The 20,881-nt window shown below is 71.1% G+C and carries 21 protein-coding genes, 1 tRNA gene and 1 pseudogene; 12 read left to right on the top strand and 11 right to left on the bottom strand.

Annotation, left to right across the window (positions count from 1 at the left end):
• From ACK4HH_RS12415 to ACK4HH_RS12405, 3 genes and pseudogenes are all read left to right on the top strand, one after another.
• A pseudogene (locus tag ACK4HH_RS12415) lies at positions 1–244 on the top strand (hypothetical protein); the annotation flags it as partial.
• Complete coding sequence (locus tag ACK4HH_RS12410) at positions 241–1,167, top strand: FAD:protein FMN transferase (RefSeq protein WP_409652437.1); 927 nt, start codon at positions 241–243, stop codon at positions 1,165–1,167. The pseudogene ACK4HH_RS12415 and the gene ACK4HH_RS12410, both read left to right, overlap by 4 nt.
• Positions 1,164–2,696: a 2Fe-2S iron-sulfur cluster-binding protein gene (locus ACK4HH_RS12405; protein WP_409652434.1), complete on the top strand. Its 1,533-nt coding sequence runs from the start codon at positions 1,164–1,166 to the stop codon at positions 2,694–2,696. Before ACK4HH_RS12410 ends, ACK4HH_RS12405 begins: the two co-directional genes overlap by 4 nt.
• On the opposite strand, the gene ACK4HH_RS12400 is transcribed toward ACK4HH_RS12405, so the two are convergent.
• Entirely contained in the window at positions 2,693–3,262 is a 570-nt protein-coding gene (locus ACK4HH_RS12400; RefSeq protein ID WP_409652431.1) for a hypothetical protein, read from the bottom strand. The two genes, ACK4HH_RS12405 and ACK4HH_RS12400, sit on opposite strands and share 4 nt — an antisense overlap.
• A gap of 120 nt (positions 3,263–3,382) precedes the next feature.
• Between ACK4HH_RS12400 and ACK4HH_RS12395 the strand changes: the two genes are divergently transcribed.
• Positions 3,383–3,925, top strand: a complete 543-nt coding sequence (locus tag ACK4HH_RS12395) for a peptidylprolyl isomerase (RefSeq protein WP_409652428.1) — start codon at positions 3,383–3,385, stop codon at positions 3,923–3,925.
• A complete protein-coding gene (locus tag ACK4HH_RS12390) occupies positions 3,922–4,770 on the top strand; it encodes a rhomboid family intramembrane serine protease (protein ID WP_409652426.1) in 849 nt (282 codons plus the stop codon). The genes ACK4HH_RS12395 and ACK4HH_RS12390 overlap by 4 nt, the downstream gene beginning before the upstream one ends.
• Positions 4,771–4,903: 133 nt before the next feature.
• On the opposite strand, the gene ACK4HH_RS12385 is transcribed toward ACK4HH_RS12390, so the two are convergent.
• Complete coding sequence (locus ACK4HH_RS12385; protein ID WP_409652423.1) at positions 4,904–5,143, bottom strand: cell division protein CrgA; 240 nt, start codon at positions 5,141–5,143, stop codon at positions 4,904–4,906.
• Between the two features lie 53 nt (positions 5,144–5,196).
• On the opposite strand from ACK4HH_RS12385, the gene ACK4HH_RS12380 reads away from it, so the two are divergent.
• Genes ACK4HH_RS12380 through ACK4HH_RS12370 form a run of 3 tightly spaced genes read left to right on the top strand, consistent with a single transcriptional unit; the run spans position 5,197 to position 6,876 of the window.
• Positions 5,197–6,051 carry a class E sortase gene (locus ACK4HH_RS12380; protein ID WP_409652420.1) on the top strand — a complete coding sequence of 285 codons (855 nt, stop codon included), beginning with the start codon at positions 5,197–5,199 and terminating at the stop codon, positions 6,049–6,051.
• Between the two features lie 17 nt (positions 6,052–6,068).
• Positions 6,069–6,227: a hypothetical protein gene (locus ACK4HH_RS12375; protein ID WP_409652418.1), complete on the top strand. Its 159-nt coding sequence runs from the start codon at positions 6,069–6,071 to the stop codon at positions 6,225–6,227.
• Positions 6,228–6,231: 4 nt separating this feature from the next.
• Positions 6,232–6,876 carry an anthranilate synthase component II gene (locus ACK4HH_RS12370; protein WP_409652415.1) on the top strand — a complete coding sequence of 215 codons (645 nt, stop codon included), beginning with the start codon at positions 6,232–6,234 and terminating at the stop codon, positions 6,874–6,876.
• A gap of 37 nt (positions 6,877–6,913) precedes the next feature.
• Here ACK4HH_RS12370 and pknB read toward each other — a convergent pair whose 3' ends face one another.
• The 7 genes from pknB to ACK4HH_RS12335 all read right to left on the bottom strand — a co-directional run bounded on the left by pknB (position 6,914) and on the right by ACK4HH_RS12335 (position 15,787).
• Entirely contained in the window at positions 6,914–8,701 is a 1,788-nt protein-coding gene (pknB, locus tag ACK4HH_RS12365) for a Stk1 family PASTA domain-containing Ser/Thr kinase (protein WP_409652413.1), read from the bottom strand.
• 76 nt (positions 8,702–8,777) lie between these two features.
• Complete coding sequence (locus ACK4HH_RS12360) at positions 8,778–10,427, bottom strand: protein kinase domain-containing protein (RefSeq protein ID WP_409652411.1); 1,650 nt, start codon at positions 10,425–10,427, stop codon at positions 8,778–8,780.
• Complete coding sequence (locus tag ACK4HH_RS12355; RefSeq protein ID WP_409652408.1) at positions 10,424–11,878, bottom strand: peptidoglycan D,D-transpeptidase FtsI family protein; 1,455 nt, start codon at positions 11,876–11,878, stop codon at positions 10,424–10,426. The genes ACK4HH_RS12360 and ACK4HH_RS12355 overlap by 4 nt, the downstream gene beginning before the upstream one ends.
• Positions 11,871–13,304: an FtsW/RodA/SpoVE family cell cycle protein gene (locus ACK4HH_RS12350; RefSeq protein ID WP_409652405.1), complete on the bottom strand. Its 1,434-nt coding sequence runs from the start codon at positions 13,302–13,304 to the stop codon at positions 11,871–11,873. The genes ACK4HH_RS12355 and ACK4HH_RS12350 overlap by 8 nt, the downstream gene beginning before the upstream one ends.
• Positions 13,301–14,542, bottom strand: coding sequence for a PP2C family protein-serine/threonine phosphatase (locus tag ACK4HH_RS12345; protein ID WP_409652402.1), 1,242 nt, complete (start codon positions 14,540–14,542; stop codon positions 13,301–13,303). The genes ACK4HH_RS12350 and ACK4HH_RS12345 overlap by 4 nt, the downstream gene beginning before the upstream one ends.
• A gap of 4 nt (positions 14,543–14,546) precedes the next feature.
• Complete coding sequence (locus ACK4HH_RS12340) at positions 14,547–15,071, bottom strand: FHA domain-containing protein (RefSeq protein WP_409652400.1); 525 nt, start codon at positions 15,069–15,071, stop codon at positions 14,547–14,549.
• Positions 15,068–15,787 carry an FhaA domain-containing protein gene (locus ACK4HH_RS12335; protein WP_409652397.1) on the bottom strand — a complete coding sequence of 240 codons (720 nt, stop codon included), beginning with the start codon at positions 15,785–15,787 and terminating at the stop codon, positions 15,068–15,070. Before ACK4HH_RS12335 ends, ACK4HH_RS12340 begins: the two co-directional genes overlap by 4 nt.
• A gap of 118 nt (positions 15,788–15,905) precedes the next feature.
• Here ACK4HH_RS12335 and ACK4HH_RS12330 point away from each other — a divergent pair.
• The 3 genes from ACK4HH_RS12330 (at position 15,906) to ACK4HH_RS12320 (ending at position 17,089) form a co-directional block, all read left to right on the top strand.
• A tRNA-Leu gene (locus ACK4HH_RS12330) sits at positions 15,906–15,991 on the top strand.
• Between the two features lie 67 nt (positions 15,992–16,058).
• Positions 16,059–16,598 (top strand): YaeQ family protein, encoded by a 540-nt coding sequence (locus ACK4HH_RS12325; protein WP_409652395.1) that lies wholly within the window; start codon positions 16,059–16,061, stop codon positions 16,596–16,598.
• 41 nt (positions 16,599–16,639) lie between these two features.
• Positions 16,640–17,089: a hypothetical protein gene (locus tag ACK4HH_RS12320; RefSeq protein WP_409652392.1), complete on the top strand. Its 450-nt coding sequence runs from the start codon at positions 16,640–16,642 to the stop codon at positions 17,087–17,089.
• Here ACK4HH_RS12320 and ACK4HH_RS12315 read toward each other — a convergent pair.
• Positions 17,086–18,039, bottom strand: a complete 954-nt coding sequence (locus ACK4HH_RS12315) for a Brp/Blh family beta-carotene 15,15'-dioxygenase (protein ID WP_409652389.1) — start codon at positions 18,037–18,039, stop codon at positions 17,086–17,088. The two genes, ACK4HH_RS12320 and ACK4HH_RS12315, sit on opposite strands and share 4 nt — an antisense overlap.
• Positions 18,036–19,262 carry a lycopene cyclase family protein gene (locus ACK4HH_RS12310; protein WP_409652386.1) on the bottom strand — a complete coding sequence of 409 codons (1,227 nt, stop codon included), beginning with the start codon at positions 19,260–19,262 and terminating at the stop codon, positions 18,036–18,038. The genes ACK4HH_RS12315 and ACK4HH_RS12310 overlap by 4 nt, the downstream gene beginning before the upstream one ends.
• 144 nt (positions 19,263–19,406) lie before the next feature.
• Here ACK4HH_RS12310 and ACK4HH_RS12305 point away from each other — a divergent pair.
• On the top strand, positions 19,407–20,881 hold a 1,475-nt coding region (locus tag ACK4HH_RS12305), incomplete at its 3' end, for a DEAD/DEAH box helicase (RefSeq protein WP_409652383.1).

The following is a 20,881-nucleotide window of genomic DNA, read 5'->3' as shown; positions in this document are numbered from 1 at the left end:
CGGGGCCGCGCCCCCGGCGCTGGGCGCGGCGCCGGCGCCGCCCGCCGCCGCGGCGCCCGCCACCGGCTCGCACACGCGCGCGTTCGCGGTGCGCGTGCTCGACGCCTCGCTGCTGCCGACGCCCGAACCCGTCGCCCCGCGTCCGGCCCCCGCGGCTCCGCAGGCCCCGGCGGCTCCCGCGCCCGCCGCTCCGGCACCCGCGCCCGCTCCGGCTGATGGCGCCACGGGCGGATCGGGCGGGTGACCGTGGTCACCGACGCCCCGCTGACGACCGACCGTACCTGGGCGCTCATGGGGGGCAGCGCCCATGTGCGGATCGTCGGCGGATCGTCGGCGGCGCTCGACGAGGCGCACGGGTTCGCGCTCACCCTCGAGCAGCGCTGGAGCCGCTTCGTCGACGACAGCGACCTCACCGCGCTCGCGAACGCTGACGGGGTGCCGGTCACCGTGGCACCCGAGACCATCGTGCTGCTGCACGCGATGCGCGAGGGGTGGCGCGAGACCGACCACGACTTCGACCCCACCCTGCTGCCCCACCTCGTGACGGCCGGATACCGCCGGTCGACGGTCGACCCCTCACGGTCGACGACGCTGCCTGCGCTCGCGGTCGGGCGCGGCGATCTCGAGGCCATGCGCCTCGACGGCGATGAGGTGCGCCTGCCGATCGGCATGACCCTCGACGCCGGCGGCATCGGCAAGGGGCTCGCCGCCGATCTCGTCGCGCGCCGACTGATCGCCGCGGGCGCCCTCGGTTGCCTCGTCGAGATCGGCGGCGACGTGCGGGTCGCGGGCCAGGCGCCCGACGACACCGCGTGGCGCATCGCGGTCGACGACCCCTTCGTCCCCGGCGCGAATCGCGGCGTGGTGCGGCTCGTCGACGGCGGCATCGCCACCTCGAGTCAGCGAAAACGGCGCTGGATGACCGAGTCGGGCCACGCCGCCCACCACCTCATCGACCCCGCCTCGGGGCGCCCGGCCGCCACGAGCATCCAGACCGTCACGGTCATCGCCGCCACCGCCGCGCGCGCCGAGGTGCTCACGAAGCCCGGATTCCTGCGTCCGCTCGACGACTACCTGGCCTGGCTCCCCACCCGGGGGGCCGCCGCCCTGCTCATCGACGCCGACGGCGTCGAGCACTCGACCCCGAACTGGAGCGACTACGCATGAACGATCCGCATCTCTGGTGGTACGTGACACGCGCGAGCGCGGTGCTCGCCTGGGTCATCATGACGGTCGCCGTGCTCTGGGGCATCCTGCTCTCGACGCGCGTGTTCCGCGGCGCCGACAATCCTGCCTGGCTGCAGGATCTGCACCGGTACCTCGGCGGAACCGCGCTCGTGCTCACGCTCATCCACATGGTCTCGCTCGTGCTCGACCCATGGCTGGCGATGCCGATCGATCAGCTGCTGATCCCGCTGACGGCCGAGTACCGCCCACTGCCCGTGGCCCTCGGCATCGTCGCCTTCTACGTGCTCGCGGCCGTTCAGCTCACCTCGCTCGTCAAGAACCGGCTTCCCCGCCGGCTGTGGAAGGCCGTGCACTACCTCAGCTACGTCGCGGTGCTCGCGGTCGCGGTGCACGGTGCCTATGCGGGCACCGACGCGGGGGCGGCGTGGTACCAGGCGGTCGCGACGGTCGTCGTCACGGCAACCGTGCTCGCGCTCATCGTGCGCCTCGTCATGGCGCGCCGCCGCCCCGCGCCGGTCGAGTCCGGCGCCGCGGCGGGCGTCGTCCCCTCGCTGCTCGAGGCGAACCCGGGCAACCCGCTCGCGGTCACCCGCATGCGCATCGTCGGCAAGCATCCCGTCGCGGATGGCGTCGTGCGCATCAGGCTGGCGCGACTCCACGGCGGGACGATCGAGCCCTGGTACGCCGGGGCGCACATCACGCTGCGGCTGCCCGTGGGGGTCGAGCGCCAGTACTCGCTGTGCAGCGATCCGGCCGATCGCGGCCACGTCGACATCGCCGTGCTGCGTGCCGAGCCGGCGGGCATCGGCAGCGGCTACCTGCACGAGGCGGCGCAGCTCGGCGACGAGCTCGACGTCATCGGCCCGCGCAACCACTTCGCCCTCGAGGCCGCGCACGACTACCTGTTCATCGCGGGAGGCATCGGCATCACGCCCATTCGCGCGATGATCGAGGCGCTGCCGCCGACCCGGTCATGGCGACTGCTCTACCTGGGCCGCACGCGATCAGAGATGGCGTTCGCGCGCGAGCTCGAGCAGCGGTACGGCGACCGCGTGCGCGTGATCGCCGGCGACGAGCGCGCCCAGCGGCTCGATGTCGCCGCCGAGATCGCGGCAACCGAGGCCGAGGTGTACGCGTGCGGCAGCGGCGGCCTGCTCGACGACGTCGTCGCCGCGACTCCCGTCGAGCGGTGCCATGTCGAGCGCTTCGTCGCGATCGACCGCGCCGCGGGCACCGAGCGTGAGCCCGTGACGGTCATCACCCGGCGCACGGGGGTGCGGGTCGACGTGCCGGCTGAGCAGAGCATCCTGACCGCGCTGCAGCAGGCGGGCGTACCCGTGGCCACCTCGTGCGGCACCGGCGTGTGCGGCACGTGCGAGACGCGCGTGCTCGCCGGAACTCCGCAGCACCTCGACTCGGTCATGGCCGACGCCGACAAAGACGAGATCGGGGTGTTCTACCCGTGCGTGTCGCGCGCGACGACCCCCGAGCTCGTGCTCGACCTCTAGACCGCGGGCGCCTCGGCGTCGGGGTCGACCTCTTCGACCCAGAGGTCGTCGTCGGCGCGCAGGGTCTGCCAAGCGGCATAGGCGATCGCGGCGGTCGCGACGACGCCGAGGCCGATGAGGATGTAGCGGCCGGGGCCGGGGGAGGGCTTGACCTCGATGAGGCCGACCTTCTGACCGGCGCGCGTCGCGAGGTCGCGCCCCGAGGCCGACACCTGACGGATCGCGTCGCGGATGCGCTTGTCGCGCGCGACGTCGAGCACGGCGATGGCCGAGCCGATCGCGCCCGTCACGGCGGGCATGACGTCGTCGACGAAGCGGTCGCGCGTGGCCGAGGCGGCGTGCCGAACCGAGCCGACGCCGGCTTCGACGCCCGGAACGATGCGCTTCTCGTAGGTGTCGCGCACCCGCGGGGCGACGTCCTCGCGAGCGACCGAGGCGGCCTGCCGGCTGGCATCGCGCAGGATGCTCGCGGCGCGCTCGAGCACCTCGCGCTGCTCGTCCCACACGTCTCCGGCTTGGCGGCGCAGCTTCTTCAGTTCGCGCTGGCGCTTGCGTGACAGTTCCATGAGGTCCTCCTGCATCGGCGGTCGGCGAATTCCCATCCTGGCACCAACGCGGCCAGCGCCCAACCGATGCGCCCCGAATGCTCAGGAAGAGGCCAGGCCGCTCCATGCCAGAATGGGCGCATGTCGATCCACACCGCCGTCGCCACCATCCACACGAACAAGGGCGACATCGTCGTCAACCTGTTCGGCAACCACGCGCCGAAGACCGTGCGCAACTTCGTCGGTCTCGCGACCGGCACGCAGGAGTGGACGCACCCGGCCACGGGCCAGTCGACGACCGAGCCGCTCTACAACGGCGTCATATTCCACCGCATCATCACCGACTTCATGCTGCAGGGCGGCGACCCGCTCGGCCAGGGCATCGGCGGCCCGGGCTACGAGTTCGACGACGAGATCCACCCCGAGCTGCAGTTCAGCGAGCCCTTCTTGCTCGCGATGGCCAACGCCGGCAAGCGCGGCGGCCGCGGCACCAACGGCTCGCAGTTCTTCATCACGACCGTCGCGACGCCGTGGCTCAACGGCAATCACACGATCTTCGGCGTCGTCGCCGATGACGACTCGAAGGCCGTCGTGAAGGCCATCGAGGCCGTGCCGACGAACGCCAACGACAAGCCGCTCGACGACGTCGTCATCTCGAGCATCGAGGTCGTCGAGGTCGCGTGACCGATCCGCAGGCGGGCGCACCCCGCCCCGGGGCGGATGCGCGGGTGTGCTACCGGCATCCTGATCGCCCCAGCGCGGTGCGCTGCCAGCGCTGCGATCGCGCGGTCTGCCCCGCGTGCCAGACGCCCGCCGCCGTGGGCGTGCAGTGCCCCGAGTGCATCGCCGCGGCACGCGCGGCCCTGCCGAAGCGGCCGTCGGCGCTCGTGCGGGCCTTCCGTCCCGGCAGCCGCGTGCCCGTCGTGAGCTACAGCATCCTGGCGCTCACGCTCGTGGTCTTCGCCCTGCAGTGGATCACGCAGGGCGCCGTCACGAGCGCGCTCGCCTACTTCCCGCCCCTGACCGCCTTCGAGCCGTGGCGCATGCTCACCGTGGCGCTCGTGCACAGCGACAGCTCGATCTTCCACATCGTCTTCAACATGTACTCGCTCTGGGTGCTCGGCCCGCTGCTCGAGAGCCTCATCGGGCGCGCGCGGTTCGCCGCCGTCTACGTGCTGTCGGCGCTCGGCGGCTCGGTCGCGGTGCTCTGGCTCGCGCCGCTCTCGGTCGTGGTCGGCGCCTCGGGCGCCATCTTCGGGCTGCTCGGCGCGTTCTTCGTGATCCAGCGCCGGCTCGGCGGCCGCAACGTGCAACTCGTCGTCATCATCGCCATCAACCTGGCGCTCGGCTTCCTCATCCCGGGCGTCTCGTGGCAGTCGCACGTTGGCGGCCTGCTCGTGGGCGCTCTGCTCGCGTGGATCATGCTGCGCACGCGGCGAGCCGATCAGCAGCGGCGCCAGGCTCTGCTCATCGGGCTCGTCGCGGCCGCTCTCGTCGCGGTCTCGATCGTGCGCGTCGCGCTGTTCTAGAAGCCCCGATCGAGCGGGATGCCCGCACCGCGATCGGCATGATGAACGCGCGTCAGAAACATGACGAGAAGTTATCCCCAGGCGATTCCACAGTGGGGATAATCACATCGATGTAGTTCTGCAGAACTCCCGGTCAGCGCCAGCGGGTGGTCATGAGGAACCCGATGAACATGATGCCGAAGCCCACCATGATGTTCCACGGGCCGAGGCTCGGCACGGGCCACGAGGCCTGGCTGACGTAGTACACGAGGATCCAGATGAGCCCGACGAGCATGAAGCCGAACATCACGGGCTTGAACCAGACCGGGTTCGGGGCGTCGGCGCCACGGGGGGTCTCGGGGTTCTCGGCGTTGCGCGCAGTAGACCGGGCCATGTTCTGAAGTCTAGCCGCAGTGACCGCTCGTCGCCTGCGCGTACAATCGTGCCGTGACCCAGCCCGAGAGTGCCGCGGCGCCCGACGAGGCGGCACCGCAGTCGACGCCGGTCGACGAGGCGCCCACGCGTCGCGCGGCGCGCGATGCGCGAAAGGCCGCGGCGGTGGCCCGCCCGCCAGCGCGCCTGACGGTCGTGGGCGTGCTCGGCGAGCTGCTCATCACCGCGGGCGTCGTCGTCATGCTCTTTCTCGGCTGGTACGTGTGGTTCAACGACATCATCGCGGGCGGCGAGCAGCAGCAGGCCGCGGAGCAGGTGCAGGAGGAACTGCAAGACCGGTGGGAGCGCGGCGAGGGCATCGCCGAGCGACCGGTCGAACCCGGCACTCCTGTCGTGGCCGATCCCGCGGCGGCGGGTGAGGTCTTCGCGACCCTCATCGTGCCGCGGTTCGGCGCCGACTACGTGCGCCCGATCGCGGGCGGCGTCGACCTGCGCACCGTGCTCAACAACCGCCAGATCGGCATCGGGCACTACCTCGAGACGCAGATGCCGGGTGAGATTGGCAACTTCGCGATCGCCGCGCACCGCACCACCTACGGCGCGCCCTTCGCCGACATCGCGAGCTTGCGCCTGGGCGACAGCATCTTCGTTGAGACGGCCGACGGCTGGTACGAGTACACCTTCCGCGGGCTCGAGTACGTGTGGCCGAGCGCCGTCGAGGTGCTCGCCCCCGTGCCCCAGGCGCCGCAGATCGAGGCGACCGATCGCCTGCTCACGATGACGAGCTGCAACCCGAAGTTCTCGTCGGCCGAGCGCATCATCGCCTACGCCGCCTTCGAGACCTGGTATCCGCGCGCCGACGGGCCGCCCGCCGCCCTGAGCGGCGTCGTCGAGGCCTCGGCCGACTGATCGCGAGGGCAGACGACATGTACGCAGCGCTGTGGCGCATTCTTCCGGGCCCGACGTGGGTGCGCATCCTCATGCTCATCGTGCTCACGGCGCTCGCGCTCGCCGCACTCGTCGAATGGGTCTTTCCGTGGGCGGCCGACACGCTGCTGCCGCAAGAGTCGACCGTGGGCGAGTAGCGGCATGCGCGTGCTCGTGATCGACAACTACGACAGCTTCGTCTACACACTCGACGGCTACCTGCAGCAGCTGGGGGCCGAGACGACGGTCGTGCGCAACGACGTGGTCGGCGCCGACGGGGCGGCGGCCCTCATCGCCGACTACGACGCCGTGCTCATCTCGCCCGGCCCCGGCAACCCCGCGTCGGCGGGCATCTCGATCCCCGTGGTGCACGCGGCGCTCGCCACCGGTCAGCCGCTGCTCGGCGTGTGCCTCGGGCACCAGGCGATCGCCGAGGCGCTCGGCGGTGTCGTGACCCACGCCGACGAGCTCATGCACGGCAAGACCTCGCAGATCGAGCACGACGGCAGCGACTTCTTCGACGGGGTGCCCCAGCCCTTCCGCGCCACGCGGTACCACAGCCTCGCGATCGTCGAGGGCACCGTGCCCGACGCGCTCGAGGTGACCGCGCGCACCGACGGCGGCATCATCATGGGCGTGCGGCATCGCACGGCCCCCGTGCACGGCGTGCAGTTTCACCCCGAGTCGGTGCTGACCGAGGGCGGCTACCGGATGCTCGGCAACTGGCTCGCCGAGGCGGGGCTGCCGAGCGCGCGCGAGACCGCCGTCGGGCTCAGCCCGCTCGTGAGCATCGCGCCGCGCGCCTGAGCCGGTCGGGCGCCCGCCGGATCAGCGCCTCGGCCGATCAGTCGTTGCGGCCGCCGCCCCGGTTGTTGCCGGGGCCGCGCAGCGTGCTCGACGACGAGTCGTCGGCACCCGAGGCCCCCGACTCGCCGCTGCAGTAGCGCAGGGTGACCTCAGAGCGCTGGGGCTGATCGCCCGGGGGCAGCGATTGCGCGGTGACGAGCTGGCCCGTGCAGCTGGCATCGCCCTGCACCGAGACGGTGAGCCCGAGCGCGGTGAGCTGCGACGAGGCCTCGCCGATGGGCAGGTTGCGCACATCGGGAACCCGCACGCGGCCCGTCGACACGATGACGTTGACGGCGTCGCCGGCCCGCAGCTCGGTGCCCTGCTCGGGGTCGGAGCGGATCACGACGTCTTTCGCCACCGACGAGGAGTTCTCGGCCGTGACCGTGCCGATGACGAGCCCCCGCTCGGCGAGGGCCGCCTCGGCCTCGGCGAGCGTCAGCAGATTGAGGCTGGGCACGACGATGCGCTGGGCTCCTGCCGAGACCACGACGTCGATGACCTGCCCCGGCGAGACCGTGATGCCCGCGGGCGGGTCGGTGCTGATGATCTGGCCCTCGGGCACGGTCGCACTGATCTCGGTGCTGGGCTCGGGGCGCAGCTCGGCGTCGAGCAGAATCTGCCCGCCCTCGTCGTACTGCAGCCCGATCACGTCGGGAACCTCGATGGCCACGGCGTTGGTGAGCGGGGTGCGCTCGAGGTTGAAGGCCCAGAACAGCACGGCCGCGATGACGACGGCCATGACCGCGATGCCGGCCCAGATCCACGCGACGGGCGGGCGCGACTGCGTGCGGCTGCGGCGCTCGTCGTCGTCGACGCTCAGCTGCCGCATGGCCGCCTCGGTGTCGGCGGTCGCCTGCGGGTTGACCCCGAACAGCGTCGAGGTGAAGTCGGAGGGGGCGTCGACGCGCTGGGGCGGAACCTGACCCGCGGCGGCCGCGGTGACATCGTCGCGGAACTCGCTCGCCGTCTGGAACCGCTCGAAGCGGTCTTTCACGAGCGCGTGCAGCACGACCGCGTTCATGGCCGCCGAGACCTGCGGATTGAGCGTGCTCGGCGCGACTGGGGGCTCGCTCACGTGCTGGTAGGCGACCTCGACAGCCGACTCGCCCTGGAACGGCGGGCGGCCCGTGAGCATCTCGAAGAGCACCACGCCACTGGCGTAGAGGTCGGTACGGGCATCCACCGTCTCGCCGCGCGCCTGCTCGGGAGAGAAGTACTGCGCGGTGCCCAGGATCGAGCTCGTCTGGGCGACCGTCGCGGCCGAGTCGGAGATGGCGCGCGCGATGCCGAAGTCCATGACCTTGACCTGGCCGGCCGAGGTGACCATGACGTTGCCGGGCTTGATGTCGCGGTGCACGACGCCCGCGCGGTGCGAGTACTCGAGGGCGGTCAGGATTCCCTGCGCGATGCGCGCCGCCTCGGCGACCGGCAGCGGGCCGTCGGCGATGATGTCTTTCAGCAGCCGGCCCTCGACGTGCTCCATGACGATGTACGGCACGATCGTCTCGTCGCCGCCGGGGCCGCGCACGATCTCTTCGCCCGCGTCGAAGATGCGCACGATCGTCGGGTGCGCCATGCGGGCGGCGGCCTGCGCCTCTTGCCGAAACCGGCTGCGGAACACCGGGTCGGAGGCGAGGCTCGACTTGAGCAGCTTGACCGCCACGCGACGGCCGAGCTTGGCGTCGGTCGCGAGGTGCACGTCAGACATGCCGCCGCGGCCGATGAGCGGCCCGAGCTCATAGCGTGCGGCGATGAACCGCGTGCCCTCTGCCACCTCGTCCATCGGTGCCTCGGTCTCCTCGATGATGCTGTGCTGGTGCTCGTCAGTCTAGGCCGTCGAGCGGTGCTCGACTTGTGGTCTAGCCGATGGGCACGGCGAGCTCGTTGGAGCGCTGCGACTGCAGGGTTCCGCAGAGCGCGACGTACGTGACGCGCAGTTGCCCGCTGGCCGAGAGCGTGACGGGCAGGTCATTGTCGTCGGCCGGTCGCGGCAGCGACTCACCGGGAGCACCGCCGACGATCGTGAAGTTGTAGCCCGAGAGCGGGAACCCGGCGGGGCAGTCGGTGTAGGCGGGCCAGCTCAGCACCACCTGGCTCGAGCCCGGGTACGGCCCGGCCCCGGGGTCGATCGCGAGGTTGGCGGGCTGCGGCGGCGTGGGGATCGCTGCGTAGAAGAACACCGTGATCACGGCGTCGCGCTGCACGACCCCGCTGCGCGGGTTGATCTGGTACGACAGGCCCACCTCGGCCTGGCTCGGCGCGATGTTGCCCTCGACGGGGTCGAGCCGCAGGCCCAGCTCGGCGACCTTGGCGTCGATCGCCGCGCGTGTGCGACCCAGCCACTCGCTTTCGACGATCGTGACGGTCTCGATCGTCGGCGTGGGGCTCGGGGTGTCGCTCGGCGTGACCTCGCTCGAGGGGGTGTCGCTCGGCTCGGGCTCGGGCGGGTTCGGCTGAGCGAAGACGGCGATGAGCGCACCGACCAGCAGCACGATGAGGATTCCGATGAGGGCCACGAGCGGCCAGGTCCACGGGCTGCGCCGCGCCTCGGTCGGCAGGGCGGGTGTCGGCACGGCGCCCATGCTCGGCAACACACGCGTCGACTCGTCGCCCGCGGGCATGACGCGCGTGGCGGCCGTGGCGGCCGCCCCCGACGCGATCGCGGGCACGATGGCCGCTGCACCCCCGACGTCGCCGCGCCGCAGCGCCTGCGCCGCGCGCGCGAAGAGCTGGGCGCTCGCGGGCCGGTCGGCCGGCTTCTTGGCGATGGCCGCGAACACGAGGTTGCGCACGGGCTCGGCCACCGTGACGGGCAGCTCGGGCGGGGCCTCGTTGATCTGCGCCATTGCGATCGCCACTTGCGACTCGCCCGTGAACGGGCGGCGCCCCGCGAGCGCCTCGTACGCGACGATGCCGAGCGAGTACACGTCGGTCGACGGCGACGCGGGATGCCCGCTCGCCTGCTCGGGAGACAGGTACTGCACCGTACCCATGACCTGGCCGGTCGCCGTGAGCGGCACCTGGTCGGCGATGCGGGCGATGCCGAAGTCGGTGATCTTGACGCGGCCGTCGGGAGTGATGAGCAGGTTGCCCGGCTTGATGTCGCGATGCACGAGGCCGGCCTGGTGGGCTGCGTGCAGCGCCGAGGCGGTCTGCGCGACGAAGTCGAGCACCTGGTCGGCAGGAAGCACGCGCTCGCGTTCGAGGATCGTCGAGAGCGCCTCGCCGGGGACGAGCTCCATGACGAGGTAGGCGCTGCCCTCTTCTTCGCCGTAGTCGTAGACGTTGGCGATGCCCTCGTGATTGACGAGCGCCGCGTGCCGCGCTTCAGCGCGGAACCGCTCGAGGAACCCGGGGTCGCCGAGGTACTCGTCCTTGAGGATCTTGATCGCGACGGTGCGGCCGATGACGAGATCGGTCGCCTGCCAGACCTCGCCCATGCCGCCGATCGCGACGCGCGACAGCAGCTGGTACCGGCCACCGAAGGTCAGCCCGCTCATGGGTCTCATCTGCTCAGCACCGCCTCAAGTACTTGCTTCGCGATCGGGGCCGCGATTTGGTTGCCCGACCCTGACTGGCCCCGCCCGCCGCCGTCTTCGACGACGACCGCGATTGCGACCTGGGGGTTGTCCGCCGGCGCGAAACCGGTGAACCACAGGGTGTACGGCGCTGTGTCGCCGTTCTCGGCCGTACCCGTCTTTCCGGCCACGGCGACGCCTTCTATTCTGGCATTGCTGGCCACGCCGTTCGACACCCCGTCGACCATGAGCCGCGTCATCGTCTCGGCCGTGATGCGGGTGATCGGCTGGCTCACGAGCGTCGGCTGCGACTGCTGCACGATCGACAGATCGGGCGCGATGATGCGGTCGAGCAGGGTGGGTTGCATGAGGTTGCCCCCGTTCGCGATCGCGGCGCTCACGAGCGCCATCTGCAGCGGTGTGACCCGCACGTCGTACTGCCCGAACGACGACAGCATGAGCTGCGCGTCGTCCATGCCCGTCGGAAAACTCGACGGCGTCGCCGTCATCGGGATCTCGTAGGCGGTGCCGAACCCGAAGGCCTCGGTGTAGCGAGCCATGGTGTCTTCTCCGAGGGCGAGCCCGATCTCAGCGAAGGGGATGTTGCAGCTGAGCCGCAGCGCCGTCGCGAGGCTGACGGTCGGCCCGCCGCCGCACGTGCCGCCGCCCGAGTTGGTGATCGAGTCGGTGCTGAGCGGCAGGGGCAGGCGCGCGGGGTTCGGGAACGCATCCTCAGGGGTGAAGCGACCCGAGTCGAGCGCCGCGGCCGCGACGAGCAGCTTGAACGTCGAGCCCGGAAAATAGAGGTCGCCGCTGATGGCGCGGTTGACGAGCGGGTCGTCGGGGTCGGCCGTGAGCTGGTCGTAGGCCTCGAGCACGCTCGCGGTGTCGTGCGAGGCGAGGCGGTTGGGGTCGAAGCTCGGCGTCGAGACGAGGGCGAGGATTCGGCCCGTCGCGGGCTCGACCGCGACGATCGCGCCCTTCAGGTCTCCCATGGCCTCCACGGCGGCCTGCTGCACGACCGGATCGACGGTGAGCTGCACGGCGGCGCCGCGCGGACGCTGCCCCGTGACGAGCGCGCCGAGCTGGTCGAGGAACTGCTCGTTGGCGGTTCCGGTGAGGAAGTCGTTGTACGCGCCCTCGATCCCGGTGTTGCCCTGGTTGAGCGTGAAGTACCCGGTGATCGCCGCGTAGCGCGAGGGCTCGGGGTAGACGCGCAGGAACGCGAAGGGCGAGTCGACCGCGGTCGACTCGGCGATCGGTCGGCCGTCGAGCAGGATGGGCCCGCGCTCGGCCGAGTAGCTCGCGTAGAGCGTGCGCACGTTGCGGGGGTCGGCCCGCAGGTCGTCGACCGCGAACACCTGGATCACGCTCGACGAGACGAAGAGCGCGAGGAACATCGCGAGGGTCGCGACGCTGATGCGCCGCAGCTCTTTATTCATCGTCGGTCACCACCAATCGGGGCTGGTGGCGCACGGTGTCGCTGAGGCGCAGCAGCAGCGCGGCGATGATCCAGTTGGCCACGAGCGACGAGCCGCCAGCGGCGAGGAAGGGGGTCGTGAGGCCCGTGAGCGGAATGACGCGCGTGACGCCGCCGATGACGACGAAGACCTGCAGCGCGATGACGAAGGCGAGGCCGACGGCGAGCAGGCGGCCGAAGTCGTCGGTGCCGTTGAAGCCGATGCGGAAGCCGCGGGCGACGAACAGCAGGTAGAGGCCCAGGATGGCGAAGAGGCCCACGAGCCCGAGCTCCTCTCCGAGGCTCGCGACGATGAAGTCGCTCTCGGCGAGCGGCACGATGTCGGGCCGCCCCTGCCCGAGTCCCGTGCCGATCAGCCCGCCGTTCGCGAGGCCGAACATGCCCTGCACGAGCTGGTAGCTGCCGCCGGTCGCCTCGTAGTTGGCCGGGTCGAAAGCGCCGAGCCACGCGGCGAAGCGCCCGTTGACGTACGAGAGCGCCTGGCTCGCGATGAGGGCGCCGCCGAAAAAGAGCGAGAGCCCGAGCACGACCCAGCTGAGCCGCCCCGTCGCGACGTAGATCATGACGAGGAACAGCCCGAAGTACAGCAACGAGGTGCCGAGGTCGCGCTGGAAGACGAGCACGGCCATCGCGGCGAGCCACACGATCAGGATCGGCCCGAGGTCTTTGCCGCGCGGGAACCGCATGCCGAGGAATGTCTTGCCGACGATCGAGAGCGACTCGCGCGCCGTCACGAGGTAGCCGGCGAAGAACACCGCGAGCGCGATCTTGCCGATCTCGCCCGGCTGGAACGAGAAGGGGCCGAGCTGGATCCAGAGCCGGGCGCCGTTGATCGTCTGACCGATGCCGGGCAGCATCGGCAGCAGCAGCAACCCGATGCCGACGAGCATCGCGACGTAGCGGTACCGGGCCAGGATGCGGTGGTTGCGCACCACGATCAGCACGAGCAGGGCGATGACCATCGCGATCGCCGTCCACACCATCTGGCGCACGCCGAACATGTCCCAGCCGGTGTAGCCCTCGGCGAGGTCGAGCCGGTAGATCATGGCGACGCCGAGACCGTTGAGGGTGACGACGATCGGCAGGATGAACGGGTCGGCGTCGGGAGCCGTGATGCGCAACACGACGTGCATGCCCAGCGCGAGCATCCCGAGCCCCGCGCCGTAGGCGAGGATCGTGGTGTCGAGCTCGCCCAGGGCTCCGAGCTGCACGAGTGCGACGGCCGCCCCCGTGATGCCGATGGCCACGAGCAGCAGGACGAGCTCGAGGTTGCGCAGCTTCGCCGGCGTGCGCAGCGTGATCGTGATGGCCTCGGTGAAGCTCGGCCGGGGGGCACCTAGGTCGACGACCGCGCCGACGGCCTGCGTGCCCGGGGTCGTCGCGCTCATCGGTCGACCTCGGCCATGAGGCGGTCGATGATCGAGAGCGCCTCAGACAGGTCGTCGGCGTTGATGGTCGACTCGACGCGCTGGCGGCTGAAGGGCGAGAGGTCGTCGACGGCGATGTCGCTCTCGAGGTAGACGCTCGAGAGCGGGAACGGGCCGATGCCCTGCTGCACGCCCTGGAAGACGGCGACCTGGCCGTTCGAGACCCCCACGAAATAGCGCGACTGGGTCCACTGGTAGCCCGCGGTGAGCGCCGCGATGACGAGGCCGGCGACCAGCAGGATCCCGACCGACCACGTGATGCGGCGGCGCACCTTGCGACGCTCGTCTTCAGCGATGAGCTCGCGCAAGAACTCTTCGGACTCGGGCTCGAAGTGCTCGTCGGCCGGTGCGGTCGTGGCCGTGAGCGGATGGAGCAGCAGCGAGGGCAGCCGAACGCTTCGCTTGCTGACGGGAGCCGCGTAGGTGAGCGGCTTCGCTGCCGAACCGACCATGACCGGGGCGCCGATCGAGCTCGAGCCCGAGTCGTCGATGCCGACGATGACGACCGTGACGTTGTCGGGGGCGCCGTGATCGAGGCTCTCGTCGATGAGGGCATCGACGGCGGCCGCCGCGTCGGGGTGCTCGTCGAGCAGCTCGCCGACGCGCTGCTCGGTGACGTAGCCGCTGAGGCCGTCGCTGCACAGCACCCAGCGATCGCCCGGGCGGGTGTCGAGCAACTCGATGTCGATCTCGGGCGTGAGGTCGACGTCGCCGAGCACGCGCATGAGCACCGAGCGCCGGGGGTGCACCGCGGCCTCTTCGGCCGTGATGCGACCGCTGTCGACGAGGCGCTGCACGAAGGTGTGGTCTTTCGTCACCTGCGTGAGCTCGCCGTCGCGCCAGCGGTAGACGCGGCTGTCGCCGATGTGGGCGAGGGCCAGGCGGTCGCCCACGCGCACGAGGCCGCTCACGGTCGTGCCCATTCCGGCGAGCTCGGGATGCTCGAACACGGTCTCGGCCAGCTCGTGGTTCGCCTCGAGCAGCGCGCTGCGCAGCGCTTGCGCGGCGTCGGAGGCGGTGTCGAAGGCGCGGTCGATGTGGGCGATCGACTGGATCGCGAGGGCGCTCGCGACGTCGCCGCCCGCGTGCCCTCCCATGCCGTCGGCCACGACGAAGAGGTGCTCGCCGGCGTACCCCGAATCCTGGTTGTTCGAGCGCACCTTGCCGACGTGCGAGCCGGCGGCCGAGAGCAGGGTCATGCGGCTACCGTCGCAGCTCGAACGTCGTCGTGCCGATGCTGACGGGGGTGTTGAGCGGCACCGCCGTCGGCGCGCCGACCTTCTTGCCTTTGAGGAACGTGCCGTTGGTCGAGTCGAGGTCTTGGATCATCCACGTCGAATCCCACAGCATGAGCCGTGCGTGGTGGGTCGAGGTGTAGTCGTCGCGAATCACGAGCCCCGAGTCGGCCGATCGGCCGATCGTGAGCTGGTCGCCCTCGAGCGGCAGCTCGAGCCCCTCTTTCGCCCCCGAGGTGATGACGAGGCGACGAGCGGGGTCGCCCGAGCTCGTTGGCGCGGCGGGGCTCGCGGGCGTTGCGGCGGGTGCCGCCGAGGGCGTCGCGAACGCGGCGGCGGATGCTGCGGTACCGGATGCTGCGGCCGGGGCCGGCATGCGCCGCACCTTCGTGCCGAACAGGTCGGAGCGCAGGGCGTAGACGATCGAGAAGACGAAGGCCCACATGAGGATGAGGAACCCGATGCGCAGCAGCAGCAGCGTGAGTTCGCTCATCGGCCGCCTCCTCGAGTCGGGTTTCTGGGGGTTCGGGGGTCGGCCACCTCGCCGCGCTGGGCGAGCACGCGGAACAGGATGCGCGTGCGCCCGATCTCGATCACGCTATCGGGCGGCAGCACGGCGCGCGTCACCGGCTCACCGTTGAGCAGCGAGCCGTTGGTGCTGCCGAGGTCGGTCAGCTGCGCGCGCTCGCCGTCCCAGAGGATCTCGATGTGCTTGCGGCTCGTGCCCGTGTCGTCGAGCGTGATGTCGGCCTCGCTGCCGCGACCGATGATCGTGCGCGAGCGCGTGAGCGGGTGGCGCACGCCGTCGATGTCGAGCACGGGGCTCCACACGACCGATCCCTTGACCGTCTCGGATTCAACCGCGAGCACGCCCTCGGCGAGGGCCGCGTCGCTGCGCAGCGTGAGCCGGATGCCGCCCGGGAACGTGTAGCGCTGGGCGGTGGCGTGCTGCTGCAGCAGCTGGGTGAGTTCGTCGATGAGCGACTCGCCCAGGGCATCCATGCGGGCGAAATCGGCGGGGGCCAGTCGCACCCGCAGCTCGTTCGGCACGAGGATGCGGTCGCGCGAGACGACGGCGGCCTTCGTGTCGAGCTCGCGGCGCAGAGCCGCCGAGATCTCGAGGGGCTGCACGCCGCTCTTGAAGGTCTTGGCGAAGGCGCCGCCCACGGCGCGCTCGAGTCCGCGCTCGAAGCTGTCGAGAAGCCCCACCTGCGTCCTCCCTCGGCCGATGACCCTCTGATGGTAGTCGGCCGGGCTTGCCGGCACCGCACAGCGGCAGAGGCCCGCTGTGATAATCTCGCTGAGTTGACGGGGCCTGCCCCGTCGCGCGCGAGTGGCGGAATGGCAGACGCGCTGGCTTCAGGTGCCAGTGCCCGTAAGGGCGTGGGGGTTCAAGTCCCCCCTCGCGCACCAGGGATGACTTCTTGGTGCGAATCGCTTCGGCGCGCCCCGTCTCGCCGTCGGGCTAGGCTCGGGCCTCATGGCAGCCGGCGCAGTGGTCTACACCTTCACGGGCTCGCTCGCCGATGTCGACCGCGGCGTCTACGACGAGCTGAACCTGCGGGTCGCCCGCCACCCGAGCGAGACCGACGCGTACATGATGACGCGCGTGCTCGCCCACTGCCTCGAGTTCGAGGAGGGCATCGCGTTCAGCGAGGGCGTCTCGTCCACCGACGAGCCCGCCGTGATCGTGCGCGACCGCACCGGACGGCTGACGGCCTGGATCGAGGTGGGGGCTCCGGATGCCGAGCGCCTGCACTTCGGCAGCAAGAAGGCCGACCGCACCGTCGTCTATACGCATCGGGACCCGACGAAGGTGCTCGCCCTCTGGGCGGGCAAGAAGATCCACGAGGCGGATCGCATCGTGCTGCACAGCTTCGACCCCGGCTTCATCGACGCCGCGGTTGCCGTGCTCGAGCGCCGCAATGCGATCACCGTCTCGCTCACCGAGGGGCAGCTCTACCTCGACCTCAACGGCTCGACCCTGAGCTCAGTCGTGCACGACCACCCGCTGGGCTGAGCTTTCTTTTCAGCCCTCGCCGCATGCTGCAGGATGCTCCCATGGACGTGATCGCCTTCGAGCAAGTGTTCGCGCGCAGAGACGAACTGGCCTCTGGATGGTGGGGTACTGAGCCGATCGTCAACGGCGTGCGTCTTGCCGAGTTGGCCCGTGCTGTAGAGCTGCCGATCGCGATCGCGGCGGGCGAACCCAGGTTTGCCGGCAAGTATGCCGGCCTCTGGGGATCGTTCCTTTGGCCCTCGCGTCACTATCTGGATGAGCCACGCGAGTATTGCTTTGGCGACGGCGACACCACCTTGCTTGGATGCACGTGCAGCGTTGCGGGGTGTTGGCCGTTGAGCGCGATCGTCAGCGTCGACGAGCACTCGGTGCGATGGAGCGGCTTCCGAATGGGTTTTCGGGATTGGGACCTCAGCGCTCTTGGGCCGTTCGTCTTCGATCGAGACCAGTACGAGCGGGCGCTGGGGCGGCCGGAAAGTCAGGTCGATTAGCCCGCGGGCTGATTCGACCGCAGAGCGCGATCGCCGAGGGTGACGAGCGCCATGTGCGGCACGGTCAGGGCTGCGAGTCCGATAAAGACGACGCGCAGCAGCTGGTCGTCGAGGGATGCCGTGCCGGCCGTCGCCCACAGGAACGCCCCCGCCATGAGCAGCGGCGCCAGCGTGTAGGTCGCGACGATGAGCACCGTCAGGCGGCGGCCGTGCCCGTGCTCTTCGCGGAAGCCCTCGCGCAGGTGCCGAGCGCTGTGCAGCGCGCAGAAGTAGACGATGAAGAACATGAGCGGCGGGGCGAGCAGGGCGAGTGCGGCCGCGGCGAGCAGTTCGATCCCCTCGTGGGGTGCTCGGCGCGCGGCCACGACGGCGGCCGCCGCCAGAGCGACGAGCAGCACGGGGCCGATCGCGGCCTGGGTCTGGGCGACGATGCGAGCGCCCTCTCCGGCGAGGGTCGCGTAGAGGTCGGCCACCGCATCCACATCGCGCAGCGAGGGGAGGCTGAGCAGGGCCGCGCCCGTGGTGAAGCGCAGGGCGAGCGGGCGCTCGCGGTTCCAGTCGCTGCCGAAGTGGGCGGCGGAGATGAGCAGGAAGGCGACGAGGCTGGGAACGGGAGCGAGGAGCCAGAGGGCGACGACGGCCGCCGCCACGCCCGTGTAGGCGAGGTTGAAGACCGCGAAGGTCAGCGGCGTGCGCCAGTAGCCGAGGCGCCGGGCGATGAGCGGGTCGAGCGCGCCGTGCGGCATGCCGAGCACGGCGGCGAGGATCGCGATCGCGGCGATCTGCACGACGAGCGGTGGCTCGGGGTTCGCGAGGAGGAAGGCCAGCGCCGTGAGCAGGGCGAGAGAGAGGAAGAGGCGGGTCTCGAACGGCGTCGCGTGCCTGCGCGTTGCAGCAGTGGTCGGCCGGCCGGGCGCGGTCGTGACCGAGGGGGGTTCGGTCGCCGTCACCGCGCGACCCGGTCGGCCCGGGCGGCGCTCGCCGCGGCGACGAGCCGAGTGCGGCGGTCGGGCAGCTGTGCGAGGAACGGCAGCAGCGGCAGGCTCACGATGATGTTCGCGAGGTCGCCCGCCGTGGCGCGATCGGTGAGGAACCGCAGCAGGCGACGAGGCGCGACGCCGCGTGCCATGGCCATGAAGTAGTCGGCCGTGCGCTCCGGATGCGCGCGCAGCGCCTGCAAGAAGATGCGGTCCATGTGCCGCCGTACCCACGGCTCGGCCGGATGCGGCGCCGGGTCCTCCCCGCGCGCGAGCGCGTCGGCGCACCGCCGCGCCCACTGCTGGATGCGCAGGAACGCGTACCCCGAGGCATCCCGCAGCGCGCCGCCGGCGTTGCCCGCGAGCACGACGCCCGGCATCGGCTGCTCGTCGACGGGCATGCGACCCATCGGCAGGATGCCGCCTTCTTCGCGCACGACCGTCGCGCCCGCGAGCCCCATCGCGGCGAGCTCGGCATCGCGCTCGGCCACGACGACGCTCTCGGCGAGCGGCACGGGGCTGAAGCGCGTCCACTCGACGAGCGCGCGCGTCGGCGACAGCGGCAGCACGTACACGAAGCCGAGGCCGTCGGTGCCGCTGCGCATGCGGGTCATGAGCCCGACGGCGTCGGGCTCGGTGGGCAGGGCGCCGCCGTGCTCCACCTCGACCCCGCTGAAGCACTGGTAGAGCAGCGCGGCCGTGCGGCGCGGGCGCGTGTCGACGACGCGGCGGGCGAGCAGCGCGCCCTGGTCGGTCGTGACGCGCACGCCGGACGACCCGTCGGCGAGGGTGACCGACGACAGTCCCTCCGCGGCGACGCCGAGGCGCAGGTCGATCCGGTCGTCGCCCGCGATCTCGGCGAGAGCCCAGCGGTAGAAGTCGACGCCGCGGATGTACTGGTAGCTCATACCGGGCACGCGGTGCGTGGCCGAGCGGCCGGCCAGGTCGGCGTAGGTCCAGCCGTTCCACTCGTGGGCCACGATGCCGCGCAGCGAATGGTGGTCGTGCTGCCAGAAGCTCCAGCTGCGGTCGTCGGCGAACTCGGTGCGCGGGTCGACGAGAACGACCCGGAGGTCGCCGTCGCCGCTCGCGAGGCGGGCTGCGAGCGAGAGCCCCGCGCATCCGGCGCCCAGAATGACGAGATCGACGAGGTCGGACTCGCTCTCGGGCGGCAGCGCGGGCATCAGCGACTCCACGGCGGAAGGGGGGTGAGATCGCGCGGATCGACGCGACGAGGGCGACGCTAAGCGCGCAGTCTGGAGGCCAGCCCCACACCGCATGGGGGAACGCTGGTGAACTCCTCACGGTCGGCGTGTCGGTCGACGCGGTACCGTCGATGCATGACGACCGCTGAAGCAGACACGTCGGCGGCCGCTGACTCCGCCCCCACCACGACCTTCTCCGACCTGGGCCTCAGCGACGCGGTGCTCAAGGCGCTGCGCGACGTGGGCTACGAGACCCCCTCGGCCATCCAGGCCGCCACGATTCCGACCCTGCTCGCCGGCCGCGACGTCGTCGGGCTCGCCCAGACGGGCACGGGCAAGACGGCCGCCTTCGCGCTGCCGATCCTCTCGCGGCTCGACGTCTCGCAGAAGAGCCCGCAGGCGCTCGTGCTCGCGCCCACGCGCGAGCTCGCCCTGCAGGTGTGCGAGGCCTTCGAGAAGTACGCCGCCCACCTGCGCGGCGTGCACGTGCTGCCGGTCTACGGCGGCCAGGCCTACGGCGTGCAGCTCTCGGCCCTGCGCCGGGGCGTGCACGTCGTCGTCGGCACGCCCGGCCGCATCATGGACCACCTCGCGAAGGGCACGCTCGACCTGAGCGAGCTCAAGTACCTCGTGCTCGACGAGGCCGACGAGATGCTCAAGATGGGCTTCGCCGAAGACGTCGAGACGATCCTGGCCGAGACGCCGAAGAGCAAGCAGGTCGCGCTGTTCTCGGCGACGATGCCCGCGACGATCCGCCGGCTCTCGCAGCAGTACCTGACCGACCCCGACGAGATCACCGTGAAGTCGACGACGACGACCTCGGCGAACACGACGCAGCGCTACCTCATCGTCGGCTACCCGCAGAAGGTCGACGCCCTCACGCGCATTCTCGAGGTTGAGAACTTCGAGGGCATGATCGTCTTCGTCCGCACCAAGAACGAGACCGAGACGCTCGCCGAGAAGCTGCGGGCCCGCGGCTACTCGGCCGCCGCCATCAGCGGCGACGTGGCCCAGGTGCAGCGCGAGCGCACGGTCAACCAGCTGAAGTCGGGCAAGCTCGACATCCTCGTCGCGACCGACGTCGCCGCGCGCGGCCTCGACGTTGACCGCATCAGCCACGTCGTCAACTTCGATATCCCCGTCGACACCGAGTCGTACGTGCACCGCATCGGCCGCACGGGTCGCGCCGGCCGCTCGGGATCGGCCATCAGCTTCGTCACGCCGCGCGAGCGCCGCCTGCTCACGGCGATCGAGAAGGCCACCCGCCAGCCCCTCACCGAGATGCGCCTGCCGAGCGTCGACGACGTCAACGTCACGCGCCTCGCCCGGTTCGACGACGCCATCACGGCGGCACTCGGGCAGAGCGACCGCATCGCCGAGTTCCGCGACATCGTGAGCCACTACGTCGAGCACCACGACGTGGCCGAGCTCGACGTGGCCGCGGCGCTCGCCCTCGTCGCGCAGGGCGACACCCCGTTGCTGCTCTCGGCCGAAGAAGAGCGCGCGCAGCGCTTCGCGAACGACGCGCGCACCGACCGACCGGCTCGGGATGACCGCGCGCCCCGCGGCGGGCGCGACGACCGCGACGGCGCCCGCCCCGAGCGCCGCGC

Source organism: Microcella sp., from assembly GCF_046296455.1.
GTDB lineage: Bacteria > Actinomycetota > Actinomycetes > Actinomycetales > Microbacteriaceae > Microcella.
Note: the sequence above shows the minus strand (reverse complement) of the source record. Positions and strands in the feature narration are given on the sequence as shown.